Source organism: Candidatus Palauibacter sp., from assembly GCF_965261555.1.
Lineage (GTDB): Bacteria > Gemmatimonadota > Gemmatimonadetes > Palauibacterales > Palauibacteraceae > Palauibacter.
This window is the reverse complement of the sequence record NZ_OZ253465.1, coordinates 2,482,070-2,498,083: the sequence shown is the minus strand read 5'-3', so window position 1 is coordinate 2,498,083 and position 16,014 is coordinate 2,482,070. Positions and strand designations below refer to the sequence as shown.

The window sequence follows — 16,014 nt, the reverse complement described above, 5'->3', positions numbered from 1 at the left end:
CAAGTCAGTTGCCGAGGTTCGTGAGCCGCAGGTTGCGCCAGCGGACCTTGATGCCGCCGCCGTCGTGGATCTGGAGCGCGATCGAGCCCTCGCCGCCGCCGATCTGCTCGTCCTCGAAGTCCACCATCTTCGTGCCGTTCAGCCAGGTGGCGACGCGGTCGTCCTCGGCCCGGATCCGCATCGTGTTCCAATCGCCCATGCGGAGCGCGGCGTCGAGTTCCGGGTCCGGCTGCACGAGCCAGCCGCGGCCGTAGGACTCGTAGATGCCGCCGGTGAAGAGGCCGGGGGGCGCGACCTCGGCCTGCCAGCCGCTGACGGTAGTCCCCTCCACGCTCGAGCGCAGGAAGACGCCGCTGTTGCCGTCCGCTTCCTGCATGAACTCCACGGTGAGGTCGAAGTCGCGGTACGTCGCCTCGGTCGCGAGGTAGCCGTAATCCGCGTCGGGGCCGCTCTCGCACACGAGTTCCCCGCCCTCGTCCCCCTCCTCCACGTACCAGAGTTCGGTTCCGTGCACGCGCCAGCCGTCGAGATCCTGCCCGTTGAAGAGGGAGACGGATTCAAGGGGCAGGATCCTGATGTTGCGGAACCAGACGTTGCGCCCGTGGTCCTGGAGGCCGATCGGGCCGGATTCCGCCCGCCCGTAGCGGGGATACGGGGCGAACTTGCTCGCCGCGACGAGCGCTTCCCACTCGGGCGACCCCAGTTCGTATTCGACCGTCTTCGTCCCGTTCAGCCAGTGCTCGACGAGGTTGTTCTGGACGCGGATCCGGCCCTCGTTCCACTCGCCGGGTCCGCGGAGCGTCTTCTCGCCGGAGGCGTGGAGATCGTAGTTGTCGCCGGTCAGGTGCGTGTGCATGTCCATCGTGTTCATCTCGATGTATGCCGTGTCGTCGAGCACCTGGTATTCGGGCGCGTTGTGCCAGATCGCGGCGCCCTCCTCCTCGATCACGCGGTAGAGGACGCCGCTGTTGGCCACCTCCGACAGCATGAACTCGAACCTGAGATCGAAGTCCGTGAAGGATTCGGTCGTGACGATGTCTCCGCCGATGGCCACGTCCGGATCCGTGGCCGTCGCACCCACGACGAGCGCACCGTCGATCACCGCCCAGCCGGTGTCGGGGAAGGTCTCCTGCCCGTAGCCGCGCCAGCCCGCCGTCGTCTCGCCATCGAAGAGCAGCCGCCAGCCGGCCTCCCGCTCCGCGTCGGTGAGGGTGTTGGGCCTCGTCTGCACCGCATCCGTCGCCCCCGTGTCCAGCGAGGCCTCGGGGGCCTGGGCGCAGCCGAGCGCCAGCCCCGCCAGCGCGATCGGGAGGAGGGCGCGGGGGAGCGGCGCGCGGAGCGGGAAGGGGGTGCGAAGCCGGAGTCGTTTCGGGGCGCGCATCAGACGAGCCTCATGGCGTCGGGATCCCAGCGCACGATGCGATCCTCGAAGTAGGAGAGGTTGCAGGCCAGCGCAGGAGCGGCCGCGCGCAGCCCGAAGGTCGCGTCCTCACGCACGGGAGGGCCGCCGCGGATCGCCTCGAACCAGTTGAAGAAGTGGTCGACGTGCGCCCCGCGATACCCGCGCTCGACCTCGTACCGGACCTCGGCCGGCGGAAGCATCCGGACCCTCGGCGGGAGCCCATCCGCCGACGCGGCCGCCTCGGCCATCTTCTCCTGCGAGAAGGCGTCCATCGGGTCCACGGCAACGTTCTTGCGGAGGATGACCTCGGTCCACGTCACATCCATCGCTCCCTCGCTTCCCACCAGTCTCAGGAAGGTGCTGCCGGAGGTCCCATCCACGAAGTTCACCCGCAGGGAGAGGTTGAATCCGGGGTGGGTCCCGGTCTCGGGATAGTCGAACACGCCGAGCAGGACGTCCGGCACCTCGCGTCCGTCCTTCCAGTAGCGCAGCCCTCCGGCCGCCTGGACCCGGGTGGGTCCGGGCGAGCTCACGACGAAGTGGAGGCTGGAGAAGAGGTGAACGAAGAGGTCGCCCGCGACGCCCGTCCCGTAGTCGCGGTAGTTGCGCCAGCGGAAGATCCGCAGCGGGTCGTACGGCCGTTCGGGGGCGGGTCCGAGGAAGCCCTTCCAGTCGACCGTCTCCTCCGAGGCGCCGGCCGGGATGGGGTACTGCCACGCGCCGATCGGGTCGTTGCGCGCCCAGAAGCCCTCGGCGTAGTTGAGTTCGCCGATCGCCCCCTCCTCGTAGAGTTCCTTCGCCTTCTCGTTGCCGAGCGAACTCATCCCCTGGCTTCCGACCTGGAAGACGGACCCGGACTCCTGCTCGGCCCGGATCAGGTCGTGGCCCTCCTCGATCCGGTGGACCATCGGCTTTTCGCAGTAGACGGCCTTTCCGGCGCGGAGCGCGTCAACGGAGATCGGCTGATGCCAGTGGTCGGGGGTTCCCACGATGACGGCGTCCACGTCGTCGCGGGCGAGAACTTCCCGGTATTCCCGGGTGGTGAAGATCTCCCCATGCCGCTCGCGAGCGGCCTCGAGCCGGCCATCGAACACATCGCAGGCGGCGACGAGTTTCACGCCGGGGATGCGCAGCGCGGTGGACACGTCCGCCATGCCCATCCCGCCCGCGCCGATCACGGCCAGCCCGATGTCGTCGGACGGCGCCGCGCCACGGGACCGGGGCTCACGCTGGAGCGTGCGGCGGACGGCGGGACCGCTGCCGGAGCCGGACTCGGTACCGGCCAGGAGCGATGGCGCGCCCGCGGCCAGCACGGAGCCGGCGGCCACGGATTTGACGAAACTCCTGCGGTCGCGGTCGGTGGACGACCGGCGGTCGAGTTCTCTCTTTTCTTCGCTCATGTCGGGTGCACGCTCATGCAGTCGGTTCGAGGGCGAGGTCGCCCGGGGTCGGCCCGAAAACGTAAGGTTGTGCGGATCGGGTCAGCAAAGAGAGGAGACGAGCGTGAACACTCGCCGGGCGATCGCGGCGATCGTGGCGCCCCTCGGTCTCGGGGCCCCCGGCTTCGCGGCCGCCGCACCGCAGGCCGGCGACCCCGTTCGGGTCGTCGTCGAGACCGGGATGGGTTCCTTCGAACTCGAAGTGGACGTCGACGCGGCTCCGATCACGGCGGCGAACTTCCTCCGCTACGTGGACGGCGGGTTCTACGACGGCGGCACGTTTTTTCGGACGGTGCACGCGGACAATCAGCCCAGCGACTCCATCCGGATCGCGGTCGTGCAGGGAGGGCGGAACCCGGACCTGGAAGCCGAGTCCTTCCCGCCCATTCCGCTGGAACGCACCTCCGATACGGGCCTCCTGCACTTGGACGGGGCCGTCTCGATGGGCCGCAGCGGCCCCGATACGGCCACGCACAGCTTCTTCATCTGCATCGGCGACCAGCCGTCGCTCGATTTCGGCGGCATGCGCAACCCCGACGGCCAGGGCTTCGCCGCCTTCGGGAGAGTAGTGGCGGGAATGGACGTGGTCCTCGCCATCCATCGTGCACCCTACGAAGCACAGCGACTCACCCCGCCCGTCCGGATCACGAGAGTGTACCGGAAGGGGTGAGCGCAGTTGAGGGGACAGCCGGTGTTGCGCACCGTAGGTTCGCTTCAGGGGGACCGCAACCGTCCGGAAGGAGAATCTCCATGTCGAACGCCCGCCACCCCGGTTTCCGCCGGCAGACACACGGAGTCGACGCGCGATGGGGCCGTTGGCTCCTCGCCGCCGCGACGGTCGTGACGGTCGCCGCACCGGTCTCGGCGCAGACCGAGCCGCCCGCGGAGCCGCCGGCCGACTGGGAGGCGACGGCGATCGATTACAGCAACGTCCCCTATCCGCACCCGGTGTCGTACCTCGATGTCGAGGTTTATGGGAACGACTATCGGCTCGCGTACATGGATGTCGCTCCGGCCGGCCCGCCGAATGGCCGGACGGTCGTCCTCTTTCACGGGATGAACTTCTTCGCGGCGGGGTTCCGGCCCACGATCGAGGCGCTCAGGAACGAGGGATTCCGGGTGATCGCGATCGACCGGCTGGGCTTCGGCCGATCCTCGAAACCGATCATCCATTACAACCTCCACATCCCCGCCCGGAACGCGAAGCGGCTGCTGGACGCACTGGGGATCGAACGCGCCGCGATCATTGGACATTCCATGGGCGGCATGGTGGCGACCCGGTTCGCCTCGACCTATCCGGAGACTACGACGCACGTCGTGATGGTCAACCAGATCGGCCTCACGGATTCGCGGCCGGGCCGGGCGTGGACGGATCGCGCGGAGACGTACGAGTCCGTGCTCAACGGAACGACGTATCAGTCGGTACTCCGCGGGCACATGCGGTACTACCCGAACGGCTGGCGCCCGGAGTACCTCGAATGGGTCAAAGTCCAGTACGGCCTCACGCTGAGCGGAGACTGGCCGCGGATGGCACGGGTCCGGGCGGCGCAGCGCGCGATCCTGTACGAGGATCCCGTGGTGTACGAGTGGCGGCACATCGCGACGAAGGCGCTCGTCATCGGCGGCGCGGAAGACCGCCTCGTGGCCGACTATCCGGCGCTCGCGCGCAACGTTGCCGAGCAACTGCAGAACGCGGAACTCGTGATGTTCCCGGAGGTCGGACACTCGCCGCAGTTCGAGATTCCGGAGGCCTTCCACGCGGAGTTGGTCCGGTTCCTGCGCTCCGACCCGGACGAACCCGCCGATCGGGCGTGGCGGGACACGGACGTCGGCCGCACTCCGGGTTCGTAGCGCGAGTCCGCGCGGCCCGAACAGGTTCCCCGGCCATGAAGAACTCCAGGCTGCCGCTCCTCGTCCTCTGGTCCGCCGCGGCGTGCACCGGAGAGGCGCCGGAGCGGCCGGTCCCCGTCGCCGACGTGCAGGAACTGATGGTCTCCGTGCTCGAACCCGCCGCGGAGGCCTACTGGGACGGCGTGGGCGAGGTGCTCACCGAGGAAGGCGTGCACCAGTTCCGGCCTCTGACCGAGGAGGACTGGACCACGCTCCGCAACGCCGCCTTCATCCTCGCGGAATCCGGCAACCTGATGATGATGGACGGCCGCGCGCGCGACCGCGGCGACTGGATGGCGCACTCGCGGACGATGGTCGAGACGGGCCGCCTGGCGCTGGACGCGGTGGACCGCCGCAGCCCGGACGCCGTGTTCGACGCGGGCGCCGAGGTCTACTACGCCTGCCGCGATTGCCACGCCCGCTACGCCATCGAGACGCTTCGGCCGAGCGACCCGTTCAACGCCGTGCCCTCCGATACCGCGGAGGCCAGGGCCGAGGGGGGCCGGTAGTCCGCATGGAACGGTTCCTGGAGTGGCTCGGGGATACGCCCTGGAGCGTGGCCCTGCTGGAGTCCACCCTGGCGTGGCCGCTCATCGAGTCCGCGCACGTGCTCGCGGTGGCGCTCTTTTTCGGCACCGTGATGATGAACGACCTCCGGCTCCTGGGTTGGACGATGCGGCGCGTGCCCGTCTCCGAGGTCACCGGCCGGCTCCTCCCGTGGACCCGGATCGGGTTCACGATCATGGTCATCACCGGGCTTCTCATCTTCTACTCGAACCCGGTCCGTTACTACCACAATATATTCTTTCGATTCAAGGTTCTGCTTTTTGTGGTCGCGGGCCTGAACGCCTTCGTCTTTCACCGGGGCATCCACCCAAGGGTACTCGAGTGGGAGCGGTCTCCCGTTCTCCCGGGGCGGGCGAGGGCGGCGGGCGCCGTTTCGCTCGCGGCGTGGGCGCTCATCATCGTGGCGGGCCGCCTCATCGCCTACAACTGGTTCGACTGCGACATCCCCGGCCAGCCGGGCTGGGTGAACTGGGCCGCCGGCTGTCCCGTGGCGAGCGACTGAAGGGAAAGGAAGGTTCGACCATGTTCACCCCGACACGAACTTCCGGAGCGGATCCCGCGCGTATCCTCCCCGGTCTCGCGCTGACCCTCGCCTTCTGCGCCTGCGAAACGGAATCGCCGCCGCAGAACCCGACACGCGAGACCCTTCCGAACGGGACGGTCCTGGTACGCTACCCCGGCCTTCCCGCCATCGACTCCGTCGGCCCGGTCGTCGACGAAGTGGACGTGGATCTGCGGTTCGGCAGTGCGGAGGGGGATGACCCCGACCTCACGTTCGGCGAGATCCGGGGCGTGGAGGCCGCAAGCGACGGCACCATCTACGTGCTGGACTATCTGGCCGCCGAGGTGCGGGCCTACGGTCCCGGCGGGGAGTACCTGCGAACGATCGCGCGCCGCGGGGAGGGTCCCGGAGAGATCCTCGAAGCCAACGGGATTCTTCTCTCCGGCGACACCCTTCTCTGGATCCACGACCACTCGCAGTGGGCGATCATGGGGGTGGACCCGTACGGAGAGGAGGTACGCAGGTTCGACAAGCCTGTCAGGAGGTACGGGTACATCTGGACAGGCGTGTTCGACCATCAGGGACGCTACTGGAGAAGCACGTCCCATTCGGACGAGGTTCGCACCTATCCGCCCGAAATGGGTGTGTCCACGGCATCTGCGCGGAGCTACTACAAGTCCTACGACCTGGCCACCGGAGCCATCGACTCGGTGTACGTGGGCGAGAGCACCTATCGATCCTACACCTACAGCATCGGCGGCGGCTGGGGGGTCAGGGGCATTCCCTACGAGCCCGGCGAGATTACGGCCCTCAACCCCTCCGCGGGATTGTGGCGCGCTCAAAACACGTCATACCGGATCGCCCGGACCAGTGAAGCCGGCGACACGCTGATGGTCATCGAGGCCGGAGTGGAGGAGCAACCGGTGACGGCCGAAGACCGTTCCGCCTATATCGAGGGAATGCTCGAGGGCGATGCGGACATGCGGCGGCGCGACGCCGAAGAGATCGCGGCCCTCATGCCGGAGGTCAAGCCCATCCTCGGCGGTCTGTCCGTGGATGACGAGGGGCGGCTTTGGGTGCGCAGGGTCACTCCGGACGATGCCCCCGCGTTCTATGACCTGTTCTCCGAGGATGGGGACTACCTGGGCTCCGTGCGGCTGGGGTTCGAGGCGGCCGGCCCGCTCCGGGTCCGCCACGGGCACCTCTACACCTGGGTCACGGACGAACTGGACGTGCCGTATGTCGTGAGGGCGCCCCTGTTCGGAAGCGGCGCGGAGCGCTGATGGGAGGGCGTCAGTTCGCGCCGGAAGCGTGGCTCCCCTTCTTCGAGCGAATGGAGAACACGGCGCTGGGCACGGTAGTGCGCGAGTCGATCTGGGCCTTCCCCATCATCGAGGCGGTCCACCTGCTGGGGCTGGGATTGCTCGGCGGCGCGGTGCTCCTCGCGGACCTCCGGCTCTGGGGCACCGGGCTCACGCGCCAGCCGATCGCGAGCGTCGTGCGGCACGCGCATCCGTGGCTGGTGGCCGGGGTGGCGCTGATGTTCCTGACCGGGGTCCCGCTGTTCCTCTCCGAAGCCGTGAAGTGCTACTACAACACGTCCTTCTGGGTGAAGATGATCTCGCTCCCGTTTGCGCTCGGCTTCACCTTCGGGGTCCGCAGGTGGTTGGTGGCCGCGGCCCCGGAGCGGGCGGACTGGCGCACGCGGCTCATCGCCTTCGTTTCCCTGGGACTCTGGTTTACGGTCGCCGCGGCGGGGCGCTGGATCGGCTTTTCCGCCTGAAGCGTTACTCGCGCTCCTCGAGGATGCTGTGGCTCGTGACCTCCACGATCCCGCCTTCCCAGCCCGGGGGGGGCTGGCAGGGGTTGGCGTCGTAGGCGGGATCGTTCGGCCTCGGCGCGCCGCCGGGAGGGGCGCCGGCGCCGGATGAGCCCATGAAGAACTTGCTGCCGTCGGTGAAGGTGACGTCGCGGCCGTTGGCCCGCTTGAGCGAGTGGTCCTTGGCCTGGTAGCCGTCCACGATGAGTTCGGTGCCGGGCGCGAGGCAGTCCCGCTGGAGGCCGCGGCGCAGGAGCGTGTTCGGGGTCCCGCCCTCGACCATCCAGACCTCGGATCCCGCATCGGTCTCGACCTCGAGGTGAATCCACGTGTGCGGGTTCACCCATTCGAGCCGCACGACGGCGCCCCGGAGCCGGATGGGGGCGTTCCGGTCGAACTCGGCGCCGAAGGCGTGGTGCGCGATCAGAGGCGCCGCCGCAGCCAGCGCGACCCCGGCCGCCAGGAGGTATGGAGGAAGCTTCCGCATGGATTTCACCCAGGTCTCAACCAACTTTCCGACGCAACAACGACGGTCTCGCAACGTCACTTCGCAAGATAACAACGGCGTCCAAGTCTCCGCGACCGCCGGCGTCGTCGAGCCTCGGCGATGCGGCGTCAGGATCCGTCACTCCCACACCCATTCTGATTCGTCGAAGGATGTCGGCGACGGCGGGTCGAGGGGGCCGCCGTCGCTTCGATCCTCGAGCTCTCTCGCGTCAGCGGCCCAGCCGGGCCGAGGATCGCATGTGCGTTGGATGAGCAGACCCGCGGCCACGACTCGCAGCTGCAGGGGGCCGTCGAGTCCAGCTGCTTCTATCAGCGCTTCCGGTATCCTGATTCCGTAAGCGTCTTCGACCCGAATGAGCCGCGTCATCATATCCGGGGCACTCAACGTGACGGTCCGGAGCTGGACGTTCCGGTGGCTGCGCGTTCCTGGGCGCGGGCTCCACTGAGGACGTTGGAGAGGGCGTAGTTGCCCTCGTGGCAGGCGTACTCGTAGAGCTGGCCGTCGAGGCGCGTGAAGGGCACTTCCCCGCCCCAGCCCTCGACGAAGGTGTTCGGGTCCTCGACGCTGAACTCGTAGTGGATGGTGTGCTCGTCCGCGCGGGTGAAGCGCTCCGTCACGGTCATGTTCTCCGAGCCGGGGCCGAAGAGGTAGACGTACGCCGCCATCTGGTCCGGGTTCAGATGCTCCGTCCGGACGACAAGGGTGTCGCCCGCCCAATGGCCCCACGATTCGCCGAACCATGGGCGCACGTCGCCGGCGGTCGGCTTCGGCTCGCCCAGCTGGATGATGCGGACGTCGTGCACCATCTCGGTCAGGATCATGATGTGATCGGGCGTCTGCACGATGGTGTAGTTGTTGTTGTAGAAGTAATTCGGCAGCATCGGCGGGCCGGCGTTGGAGCCGAAGGAGAGGATGCAGCGCTCGCCGATGGGGCGGTTCTCCGGGTTGTCGAACTCGCCCGCCAGCCGGCCGTAGGCCTGCATCCGGCGCCGCTGTCCCTCGGGCGTGAGGTCGGGAACGCGGCCGTCTTCCGGGCGCGTGATGAGCGAGCTTCGGGGCTCGCCGTTGAACACGGCGACGCGGTCGCCCGCGTCGATCCAGAAGTAGTTGTAGCCGCCCACCCCGCCGGCCGCGCCCGTGGATCCATCGCCTCCAACGGGGGGCGCTTCGCGGTCGGGGTCGCTGGGCGCGTTGCGGTCGTCGATGTACTCCCGGCGCCGCCCCTCGCGGACCGCAACCTCCTCCGCCGTGAGCACGAGCGCCTCGCCCTCCGGGCGCTGGAGCGGCGTCATGGTCCCGTTCGTCCAGTCACCCTGGAGGTCGGGATGCCCGTCCGCGGTCCGCGGGACGACCCAGCGGCTTCCATCTCGCCCGGCAACGCCGCCGATCCCGTCGCAGGCAGCGAAAGAGGCGGCTCCGAATCCGGCTCCGAGCAGGAGAACGGCGGGGAGTCCTCGCGGGCGCCGTCTGCGAATCGCGAATCTCAGCGGCACGGCCGCGGCCCCGGCTACCGGATCGGGTTCTTCCGGAGGTGGCCGTACATCAGCTCCTCCACGAAGGGGACGCACTTGAACTGTCCCAGCCGCGCGTCGGGGTCGACGTTTCGGTAGAGCGGCAGGCGGATCGTCCACGGCTCCGAAAACGTCTCCGGGTCCTCCATCGTGGCCTCGTACATGAGGTGGTCGGGCCCGAGCATCTTCCACCGCTCCGTGACCACGAGCCGGTAGCTGTGATGGTTCCCCGCCCGGTCGAACCAGGTCTGGCCGTTGAACCCGTTCACGGTGACGACGAAGGTGTCCTCCTCCCAGCGTCCCACCGACTGACCCATCCAGGCATCCACCTGCGGCGGACCGGGATCCTCGAGATAGATGTCTCGCACCGCGCCGGCGTACTCGTAGGCGATGAAGAACTTCGATTCGCTCTGGAAGATCTGGAACGGGAGATGCATGTAATTCGCGCGCGGGACGCCGGGCAGGTAGCAGCGGATCTCGGGGTCGCGCTCGAGCCAGCGCTCGCGGTTCTCGTCGCGCCGCTCCAGGGCTTCCGGGAGGTAGGGGATGCTCCCGCCCACGACGATGCCCTGGCCCGACGGCACGGACCCCACGGCGCCGAGCGCGACGACCTCGTTGGCGGGGACGGGCACGACGGGGCCTTCCTGCATCGCGAGCGCGGGACGCGCCATGTGCGGTTCGATGTCCCAGTACGCGTTTCCGAGCGCGGACCAGATGCCGTTGAAGTCGGGATGTCCCGAGGCCGTTCGCGGGATGCCGTCGTCCGGCGCGCAGGCGGCAAACGTCCCCACCGCCAAGGTCAGAAGGGCGCTTACGACACGGCCCCCGCAACGGGGATTTCGCTCGGCGCGACAAAGCGCGCGTCTCCTCGGGAAGTTCGCCATCGGCACCGACCTCCGGGTTGATCGTTCCGCGTGCGTCGGATCGAAACTGCGATCCGGCCCATTCTCTGGCCAGATCGACAGTTCGGGGGCACATTTGAAGCAGTGGGGCGACGCGGGGCGGGGTACGGGTTGCGCAACACCGAACGGCCGGAGGGAGACATGAAAAAGCTGCGCGTAACCGGACTGGCACACCTCACCGCACTGGGGGCCGCGTTCCTCGGCATCGCCGCCTGCGGGGCGGACGACGAGATGATGGACTCGGCCGAGGTCGCGGATCCGGCGGCGGCGGGCCTCCCGAACCCCACGCCCAACGTTATCAAGAATTGGGCGCCGCTCCCGGATGGCCGCGCGTGGGGCTCCACCGCGGGCATCGACATCGACCCCATCGACGGGCATATCTGGGCCTACGACCGCTGTGGCGGGATCGCGCTCGCCGGCGGGTGCGCGGAGAACCTCGTCGACCCCGTATTCAAGTTCCACCGCGAGACGGGCGAGATCCTGGCCAGCTTCGGCGCCGGCCTCTTCGTTCTTCCGCACGGGATCCACGTGGACGACGACGGGAACGTCTGGATCACGGACTCCCAGGGTACGGAAGACAAGGGGCATATCGTCGTGAAGTTCTCGCCGGAGGGCGAGGTGCTCATGATGCTCGGGGAGATGGGCGTCCGGAACAGCGAGCCCGGCACGTTCTTCAACGAGCCGTGCGACGTGATCACGGCTCCGGACGGGTCGATCTTCGTCTCGGACGGCCACAGCGGACAGAACGCGAACCCGCCGGAAGGCTCCACCGGCCGCATCATCAAGTTCTCGCCCGAAGGCGAATACCTCCTGGAGTGGGGCGTGATCGGCGACGGACCGGGCCAGTTCCGGACGCCGCACGCCCTCGAGATGGACTCGCGGGGTCGCCTGTTCGTCGCGGACCGCGGGAACCACCGCATCCAGATCTTCGACCAGGAAGGGAACCTGCTCGACACCCACTACCAGTTCGGCCGGGTCAGCGGACTCTTCATCGACGACGCGGACAACGTTTACGCGATCGACTCGGAGTCGAACCCGAACCAGCACGCCGACTGGCTGACCGGCGTCCGGATCGGCCACGCGTCGGAGGACCGGGTCACGGCCTTCATCCCGCCGCACGAGTCCGACGATCCGCAGGGCGAGGCCGGCGAAGGTGTCGCGGTCGATGCGGACGGGAACGTTTATGCTGCGGAGGGACCGAACTCGCGGGCCGCCGCCGAGGGCGGAGTCACGAAGTACACGCGTGGCAATTGATGCGCCATCTGGTGCGCAACTGATGCAGGCTGCTTGCAGGAGAGAAAGACGATGACGCTGAGAAGATTCGCTTCGGGGATGGCGGTGGGTGCGTTGGCGCTGGTCTTCACGGGTGCGGCCTCCGTCGCCCAGGAACTCAACGAGGTGTGTCCGGATTCGCCGGACATGACCGGCGCCCTGTGGGGGCTTGTCTCGGACGGGGACACTCAGATGGGGCTGCCCAGCGCCACCGTCGTCGCCAGTTGGGAGAAGGACGGCGAGTCGGGACAGATGGAGGGGCAGACCGCGCTGGACGGCGGCTACACGCTGTGCTACGTGCCGCTCGGCGTCGAGATCTCGGTTCAGCCGGTGTTCATGGGCACGGGAGGGGCCGCCGTCACGGCCAATCTCGCGGAAGAGATCACCCGCCTGGACCTCGCCTTCTCGCTCTCCGCCGTCGGAAGCGGCGGCGGCGGCGACGACGACCGCATCTGGGCCTGCTTCGGCGCCGACGACAACCAGATCAACCTCGAGAACTCCCGCCTCATCCGCTGCGACACCGACTGGCAGGAACTCGAACGGTGCCCCAGGGAGGGGGAACACGGCGTCGTGCAGGCGACGATCACCGGGGCGGGAAGCGGACGCTCCGTGTTCCGCGAAGCCCTCGAAAAGGTCCTGGCCGACGCGGAGCGACTGGGGGCGAACGCGTTGATCAACTGGCGCTTGAACCGGAACTCGCTGAGCGCCGAAGCGGTCACGATCACGGTCGACCCCACCACCTGCACCTGACCGCGGCCGCAGCGGGGGCGGGCTCCGGGACCTGGAGCCCGTCCCGCCGCCGGTCGCACCGGATCAACTAGGGGCGCCGCACCCGGATCGGGAAGGGCGGACGCTCGGGGGTCGCCACCGGTGACGCCTCGAGTTGCTCCAGTACGACCTCGATCGCCTTCTCCAACTGCGGGTCGACGCCCGCGATCACGTCGGCCGGCCACTGCTCCACTTCGATGTCCGGCGGCACGCCCACGTTCTCGACGATGAATCCGTCCTCCGTCCATATGGCGAGGTTCGGCGCCGTGATCGACCCGCCGTCCATCAGAATCGGGAAGCCGAGGACGCCGACCAGCCCGCCCCAGGTGCGGCGGCCGATGAGCGTCCCCATCTCGAGCTTGCGGAACATCCAGGGCAGCATGTCGCCACCGGAGCCCGCGGTCTCGTCGATGAGCATCACCTTCGGACCCGGGATCGCGCCCTGCGGCGTCACGAGATCGGCGCCGTAGCGCATCGCCCAGTGCGACATGTAGGGCCGCCGGAGGATGTTGATGTAGTAGTCCGCGATCTGGCCGCCCCCGTTGTGCCGCTCGTCGATGATCACGGCCTCCCGGTTCGTCTGCGGAAAGAAGTAGCGCTTGAAGTACTCGTGTCCGGCGCCGGCCGTGTTGGGCACGTACACGTATGCGACCCGCCCGTCCGTGGCTTCGTCGACCCGCGTGAGGTTGCCCTCCACCCAGTCCCGGTTCCGCAGCGCGCCCTCGTTCGCCACCGGCACGACGTCGACCGTGCGGGACCCCGCCCCGTCCGGCGAGGGGCCGACGGTGATCGAGACGATCCGGCCGGCCGTGTTCTCGAACCGACCGTACAGGTTCTCCGGCGCGGAGAGCGCGACCCCTTCGACCGCCAGCAGGTATTCGCCCGCTTCGACCTCGACGCCCGGCTCCGTGAGCGGGGACCGGAGTCCCGGATTCCAGTTGAGACCGCCGTACACCTTCTCGAACCGGTACCGCCCCCGGTCGACGACGAAGTCCGCGCCCAGCAGCCCGCCCGGCACGTTGTCCGTCTCGTGCAGAAAGTCGCCGCCCCCGCCGCGGTGGTGCCCCACCGCGATCTCGGAATGGAGCCACGTCATGAGCCGGTTCAGGTCGGCCCGCGAGGTGAGGTGCGGGAGGAACACGGCGTACTTTTCCTTCATGGCGGGCCAGTCCGCGCCGTGCATGTTCGGGTCGTAGAAGTAGTCGCGGTTGATCCGCCAGGCCTCATCGTAGATCTGACGCCACTCCGCCCGCGGATCGATTCTCACCTCCACGTCGGCGACGCCGAGCCGGTCCGCGCCGGATCCGATGTCGGTCCCGCCGGCGCTGCCGATGAACCAGCCGCCTGACGTCGCGTACAGCACGCTCCCGAGGTCCGCCGACAGGTCGTAGAAGCGCGTGCCGTCCACGACGGTCGCCTCTTCGCGGTCGGCGAGGGAGAAGCGGCGAAGGCCGGGGCCCGCGCCGGGGCTTCCGAACCCGCTCGCCGTCGCACTTCGGATGTAGAAGAGCTGGCCCGGGTCGCCGGGCTGCAGGTTCGCGTAGCCGGCTTCGGGCAGCGGCAGGGCGAGGATGCGCTGGTCGAGCCCGTCGAAGTCGATGTGGACCATCACCTCATCGGAATCGTCCCCACCCTCCGCCTCCGGTTCGGCCTCGTCCCCCGCCTCCTCGTCACTCTCCCTCGCGAGCGGCGATGGCGTGCCCTTCTCGAGGACCGCGAGATAGATCGCGTTCGTCATCTCGAAGTCGTTGTTCGACTGGGCGAACCACTGGACGACGGGGCCCGCGTCGGTGGACGACGTGAGATAGAGGTACTTGCCGCCGGCATCGAAGACGGCTTCGGAGACGTCGCTGAGTCCGTCCGTGACGGCCCTCGTCTCGCCCGTCTCGAGCAGGTGTACGTACGCGGTGCGGATGTTGGTCTCGTTGTTGCGCGTGTAGACGAGCCAGCGGGAGTCCGGCGACCAGGCGTGCGAGGGCGGGGGCAGCGGCCCGTACATCACGTCCGCGTCGACGCGGCGGGTGTCTCCGGAATCAAGGTCGATCCAGTAGACGGCCCGCGAGTTGTCCGTGTAGCTGATCTTCGTGCCGTCAGGCGACCACACCGGGTCCACGTAGAACCCGGCACCATCCAGGACGTAGCTGCGCGCCTCTCCCGCGCCGGACTGCGGAGCCACGTACAGCCGGTATTCGCCGGAGGCGTCGGAGAACCAGGCGATCGATTCTCCGTCCGGCGACCAGGCGGGACTCCGCTCGTGGGCAGCGGTCGACTGCGTGAGGTTGCGGTCGTCCCCCTTGTCGCGCGGCAGCGTGACGATCTCGCCCCGGAACTCGAAGGCGGCCCGGGCGCCGGAGGGCGAGAGGCTCGCGTTGCGGACGAAGTTCTCGCCGCTGGCGTAGCGGGGGCGCACCTCCTGGAGGTCCGTCGCGATCCGCACCGGCACCGGGTCGCTTGCGCCCGAGCCGGGATCGAGCAGGTGCAGCCGCCCCGCCTGCTCGTAGGCGATGCGGCCCGCGCCGGCGGACGCGCTCAGGACCGGAAAGTCCTCGTGCGCGGTGACCCGCGAGACATCCCCGGTCCCCGCGTCGTACGAGTAGACGTTGAACTCCCCGTCGCGGTCCGAACGGAAGTAGACGCGGTCCCCTATCCACATCGGATCCGTGTCGTTCGAGCGGCCCTCGGGCTGCGGAATCTGCACGACGGAATGGTCTGCCACGTCGTAGATCCAGATCCGCGTCGTCGTCCCGCCGCGATAGTTCTTCCACTGGGCGAAGGCTTCGTACAGCGGCGTGTAGGCGATCTTCGCGCCGTCCGGCGAATACGCCGCCTTGAAGGCGTGCGGAATGGGCAACTGTTCGGGATGCCCGCCGCGCGTCGCGACCGTGAACAACTGCCGATGGCGGCCCGTGTAGGCGTTGCGTCCGGACGAGAAGAGGACCGCCGATCCGTCGGGCGTGAAGCTCTGGACGAGATCGGCTCCCGGGTGCCAGGTGAGCCGCTCGGGCACGCCGCCCGCTGCGGGCACGAGAAAGACGTCCGTGTTCCCGTCGTATTCCCCGGAGAACGCGATCCACTCCCCGTCCGGCGAGAAGCGCGGGTTGAACTCGACGCCGAGGTGGGACGTGAGCCGCCGCGGCGCGCTCCCGTCGATCCCGGCAACCCACAGATCGCCTGCGTAGGCGAAGGCGATCCGGTCCGCGCTCACGGCGGGCTGCGCGAGCATGAGTGTGCCGGGATCTTCCTGTGCCCAGGCGGAACGGAAAGAGGCCGCAAAAAGCACAACCGTGAGGAGGAGGAGCGAACGTGCCTTCAAACTTGCCTTCATTGGATCCTTCGCAATCTGGGGTGGTCCCGGGTCGAGCCGTTAACGTATTTACGCTGTCGTGCGGTTGCCCGCCCGAGTCCGGCCTCCTTACCGTCTCTCGCGCGCCCCT

14 protein-coding genes are annotated in these 16,014 nt (G+C 68.5%); 8 read left to right on the top strand and 6 right to left on the bottom strand.

What is annotated here, in order from left to right; translation table 11 throughout:
- Positions 1–4 precede the first annotated feature (4 nt).
- Positions 5–1,381, bottom strand: a complete 1,377-nt coding sequence (locus tag ACQY5G_RS10740) for a 3-keto-disaccharide hydrolase (protein WP_428273838.1) — start codon at positions 1,379–1,381, stop codon at positions 5–7.
- Positions 1,381–2,802 (bottom strand): Gfo/Idh/MocA family protein, encoded by a 1,422-nt coding sequence (locus tag ACQY5G_RS10735; protein WP_428273836.1) that lies wholly within the window; start codon positions 2,800–2,802, stop codon positions 1,381–1,383. The genes ACQY5G_RS10740 and ACQY5G_RS10735 overlap by 1 nt, the downstream gene beginning before the upstream one ends.
- Positions 2,803–2,905: 103 nt before the next feature.
- Here ACQY5G_RS10735 and ACQY5G_RS10730 point away from each other — a divergent pair, with 103 nt between their 5' ends.
- From ACQY5G_RS10730 to ACQY5G_RS10705, 6 genes are all read left to right on the top strand, one after another.
- The gene (locus ACQY5G_RS10730; protein WP_428273834.1) at positions 2,906–3,511 is read left to right on the top strand and encodes a peptidylprolyl isomerase; all 606 of its coding nucleotides are present in this window, start codon (positions 2,906–2,908) and stop codon (positions 3,509–3,511) included.
- Positions 3,512–3,591: 80 nt separating this feature from the next.
- Positions 3,592–4,692, top strand: a complete 1,101-nt coding sequence (locus tag ACQY5G_RS10725) for an alpha/beta fold hydrolase (RefSeq protein WP_428273832.1) — start codon at positions 3,592–3,594, stop codon at positions 4,690–4,692.
- 35 nt (positions 4,693–4,727) lie between these two features.
- Positions 4,728–5,240, top strand: coding sequence for a hypothetical protein (locus ACQY5G_RS10720; RefSeq protein WP_428273830.1), 513 nt, complete (start codon positions 4,728–4,730; stop codon positions 5,238–5,240).
- A 5-nt stretch (positions 5,241–5,245) separates the two neighbouring features.
- A complete protein-coding gene (locus ACQY5G_RS10715; RefSeq protein ID WP_428273828.1) occupies positions 5,246–5,800 on the top strand; it encodes a DUF6644 family protein in 555 nt (184 codons plus the stop codon).
- A gap of 20 nt (positions 5,801–5,820) precedes the next feature.
- Positions 5,821–7,083 (top strand): hypothetical protein, encoded by a 1,263-nt coding sequence (locus ACQY5G_RS10710; protein WP_428273826.1) that lies wholly within the window; start codon positions 5,821–5,823, stop codon positions 7,081–7,083.
- Positions 7,083–7,583 carry a DUF6644 family protein gene (locus ACQY5G_RS10705; protein WP_428273824.1) on the top strand — a complete coding sequence of 167 codons (501 nt, stop codon included), beginning with the start codon at positions 7,083–7,085 and terminating at the stop codon, positions 7,581–7,583. Before ACQY5G_RS10710 ends, ACQY5G_RS10705 begins: the two co-directional genes overlap by 1 nt.
- Positions 7,584–7,587: 4 nt before the next feature.
- Here ACQY5G_RS10705 and ACQY5G_RS10700 read toward each other — a convergent pair whose 3' ends face one another.
- The 3 genes from ACQY5G_RS10700 to ACQY5G_RS10690 all read right to left on the bottom strand — a co-directional run bounded on the left by ACQY5G_RS10700 (position 7,588) and on the right by ACQY5G_RS10690 (position 10,429).
- Positions 7,588–8,106, bottom strand: coding sequence for a DUF6152 family protein (locus tag ACQY5G_RS10700; RefSeq protein ID WP_428273822.1), 519 nt, complete (start codon positions 8,104–8,106; stop codon positions 7,588–7,590).
- A gap of 401 nt (positions 8,107–8,507) precedes the next feature.
- Positions 8,508–9,620: a hypothetical protein gene (locus ACQY5G_RS10695; RefSeq protein ID WP_428273820.1), complete on the bottom strand. Its 1,113-nt coding sequence runs from the start codon at positions 9,618–9,620 to the stop codon at positions 8,508–8,510.
- Between the two features lie 14 nt (positions 9,621–9,634).
- Positions 9,635–10,429, bottom strand: coding sequence for a hypothetical protein (locus tag ACQY5G_RS10690; RefSeq protein ID WP_428273818.1), 795 nt, complete (start codon positions 10,427–10,429; stop codon positions 9,635–9,637).
- A 252-nt stretch (positions 10,430–10,681) separates the two neighbouring features.
- On the opposite strand from ACQY5G_RS10690, the gene ACQY5G_RS10685 reads away from it, so the two are divergent.
- Together ACQY5G_RS10685 and ACQY5G_RS10680 are read left to right on the top strand one after the other, a co-directional pair.
- Positions 10,682–11,794: a peptidyl-alpha-hydroxyglycine alpha-amidating lyase family protein gene (locus ACQY5G_RS10685; RefSeq protein WP_428273816.1), complete on the top strand. Its 1,113-nt coding sequence runs from the start codon at positions 10,682–10,684 to the stop codon at positions 11,792–11,794.
- A gap of 51 nt (positions 11,795–11,845) precedes the next feature.
- The gene (locus tag ACQY5G_RS10680) at positions 11,846–12,562 is read left to right on the top strand and encodes a hypothetical protein (protein ID WP_428273814.1); all 717 of its coding nucleotides are present in this window, start codon (positions 11,846–11,848) and stop codon (positions 12,560–12,562) included.
- A gap of 67 nt (positions 12,563–12,629) precedes the next feature.
- Here ACQY5G_RS10680 and ACQY5G_RS10675 read toward each other — a convergent pair whose 3' ends face one another.
- Positions 12,630–15,893 (bottom strand): S41 family peptidase, encoded by a 3,264-nt coding sequence (locus ACQY5G_RS10675; RefSeq protein ID WP_428273813.1) that lies wholly within the window; start codon positions 15,891–15,893, stop codon positions 12,630–12,632.
- Between the last annotated feature and the right edge of the window lie 121 nt (positions 15,894–16,014).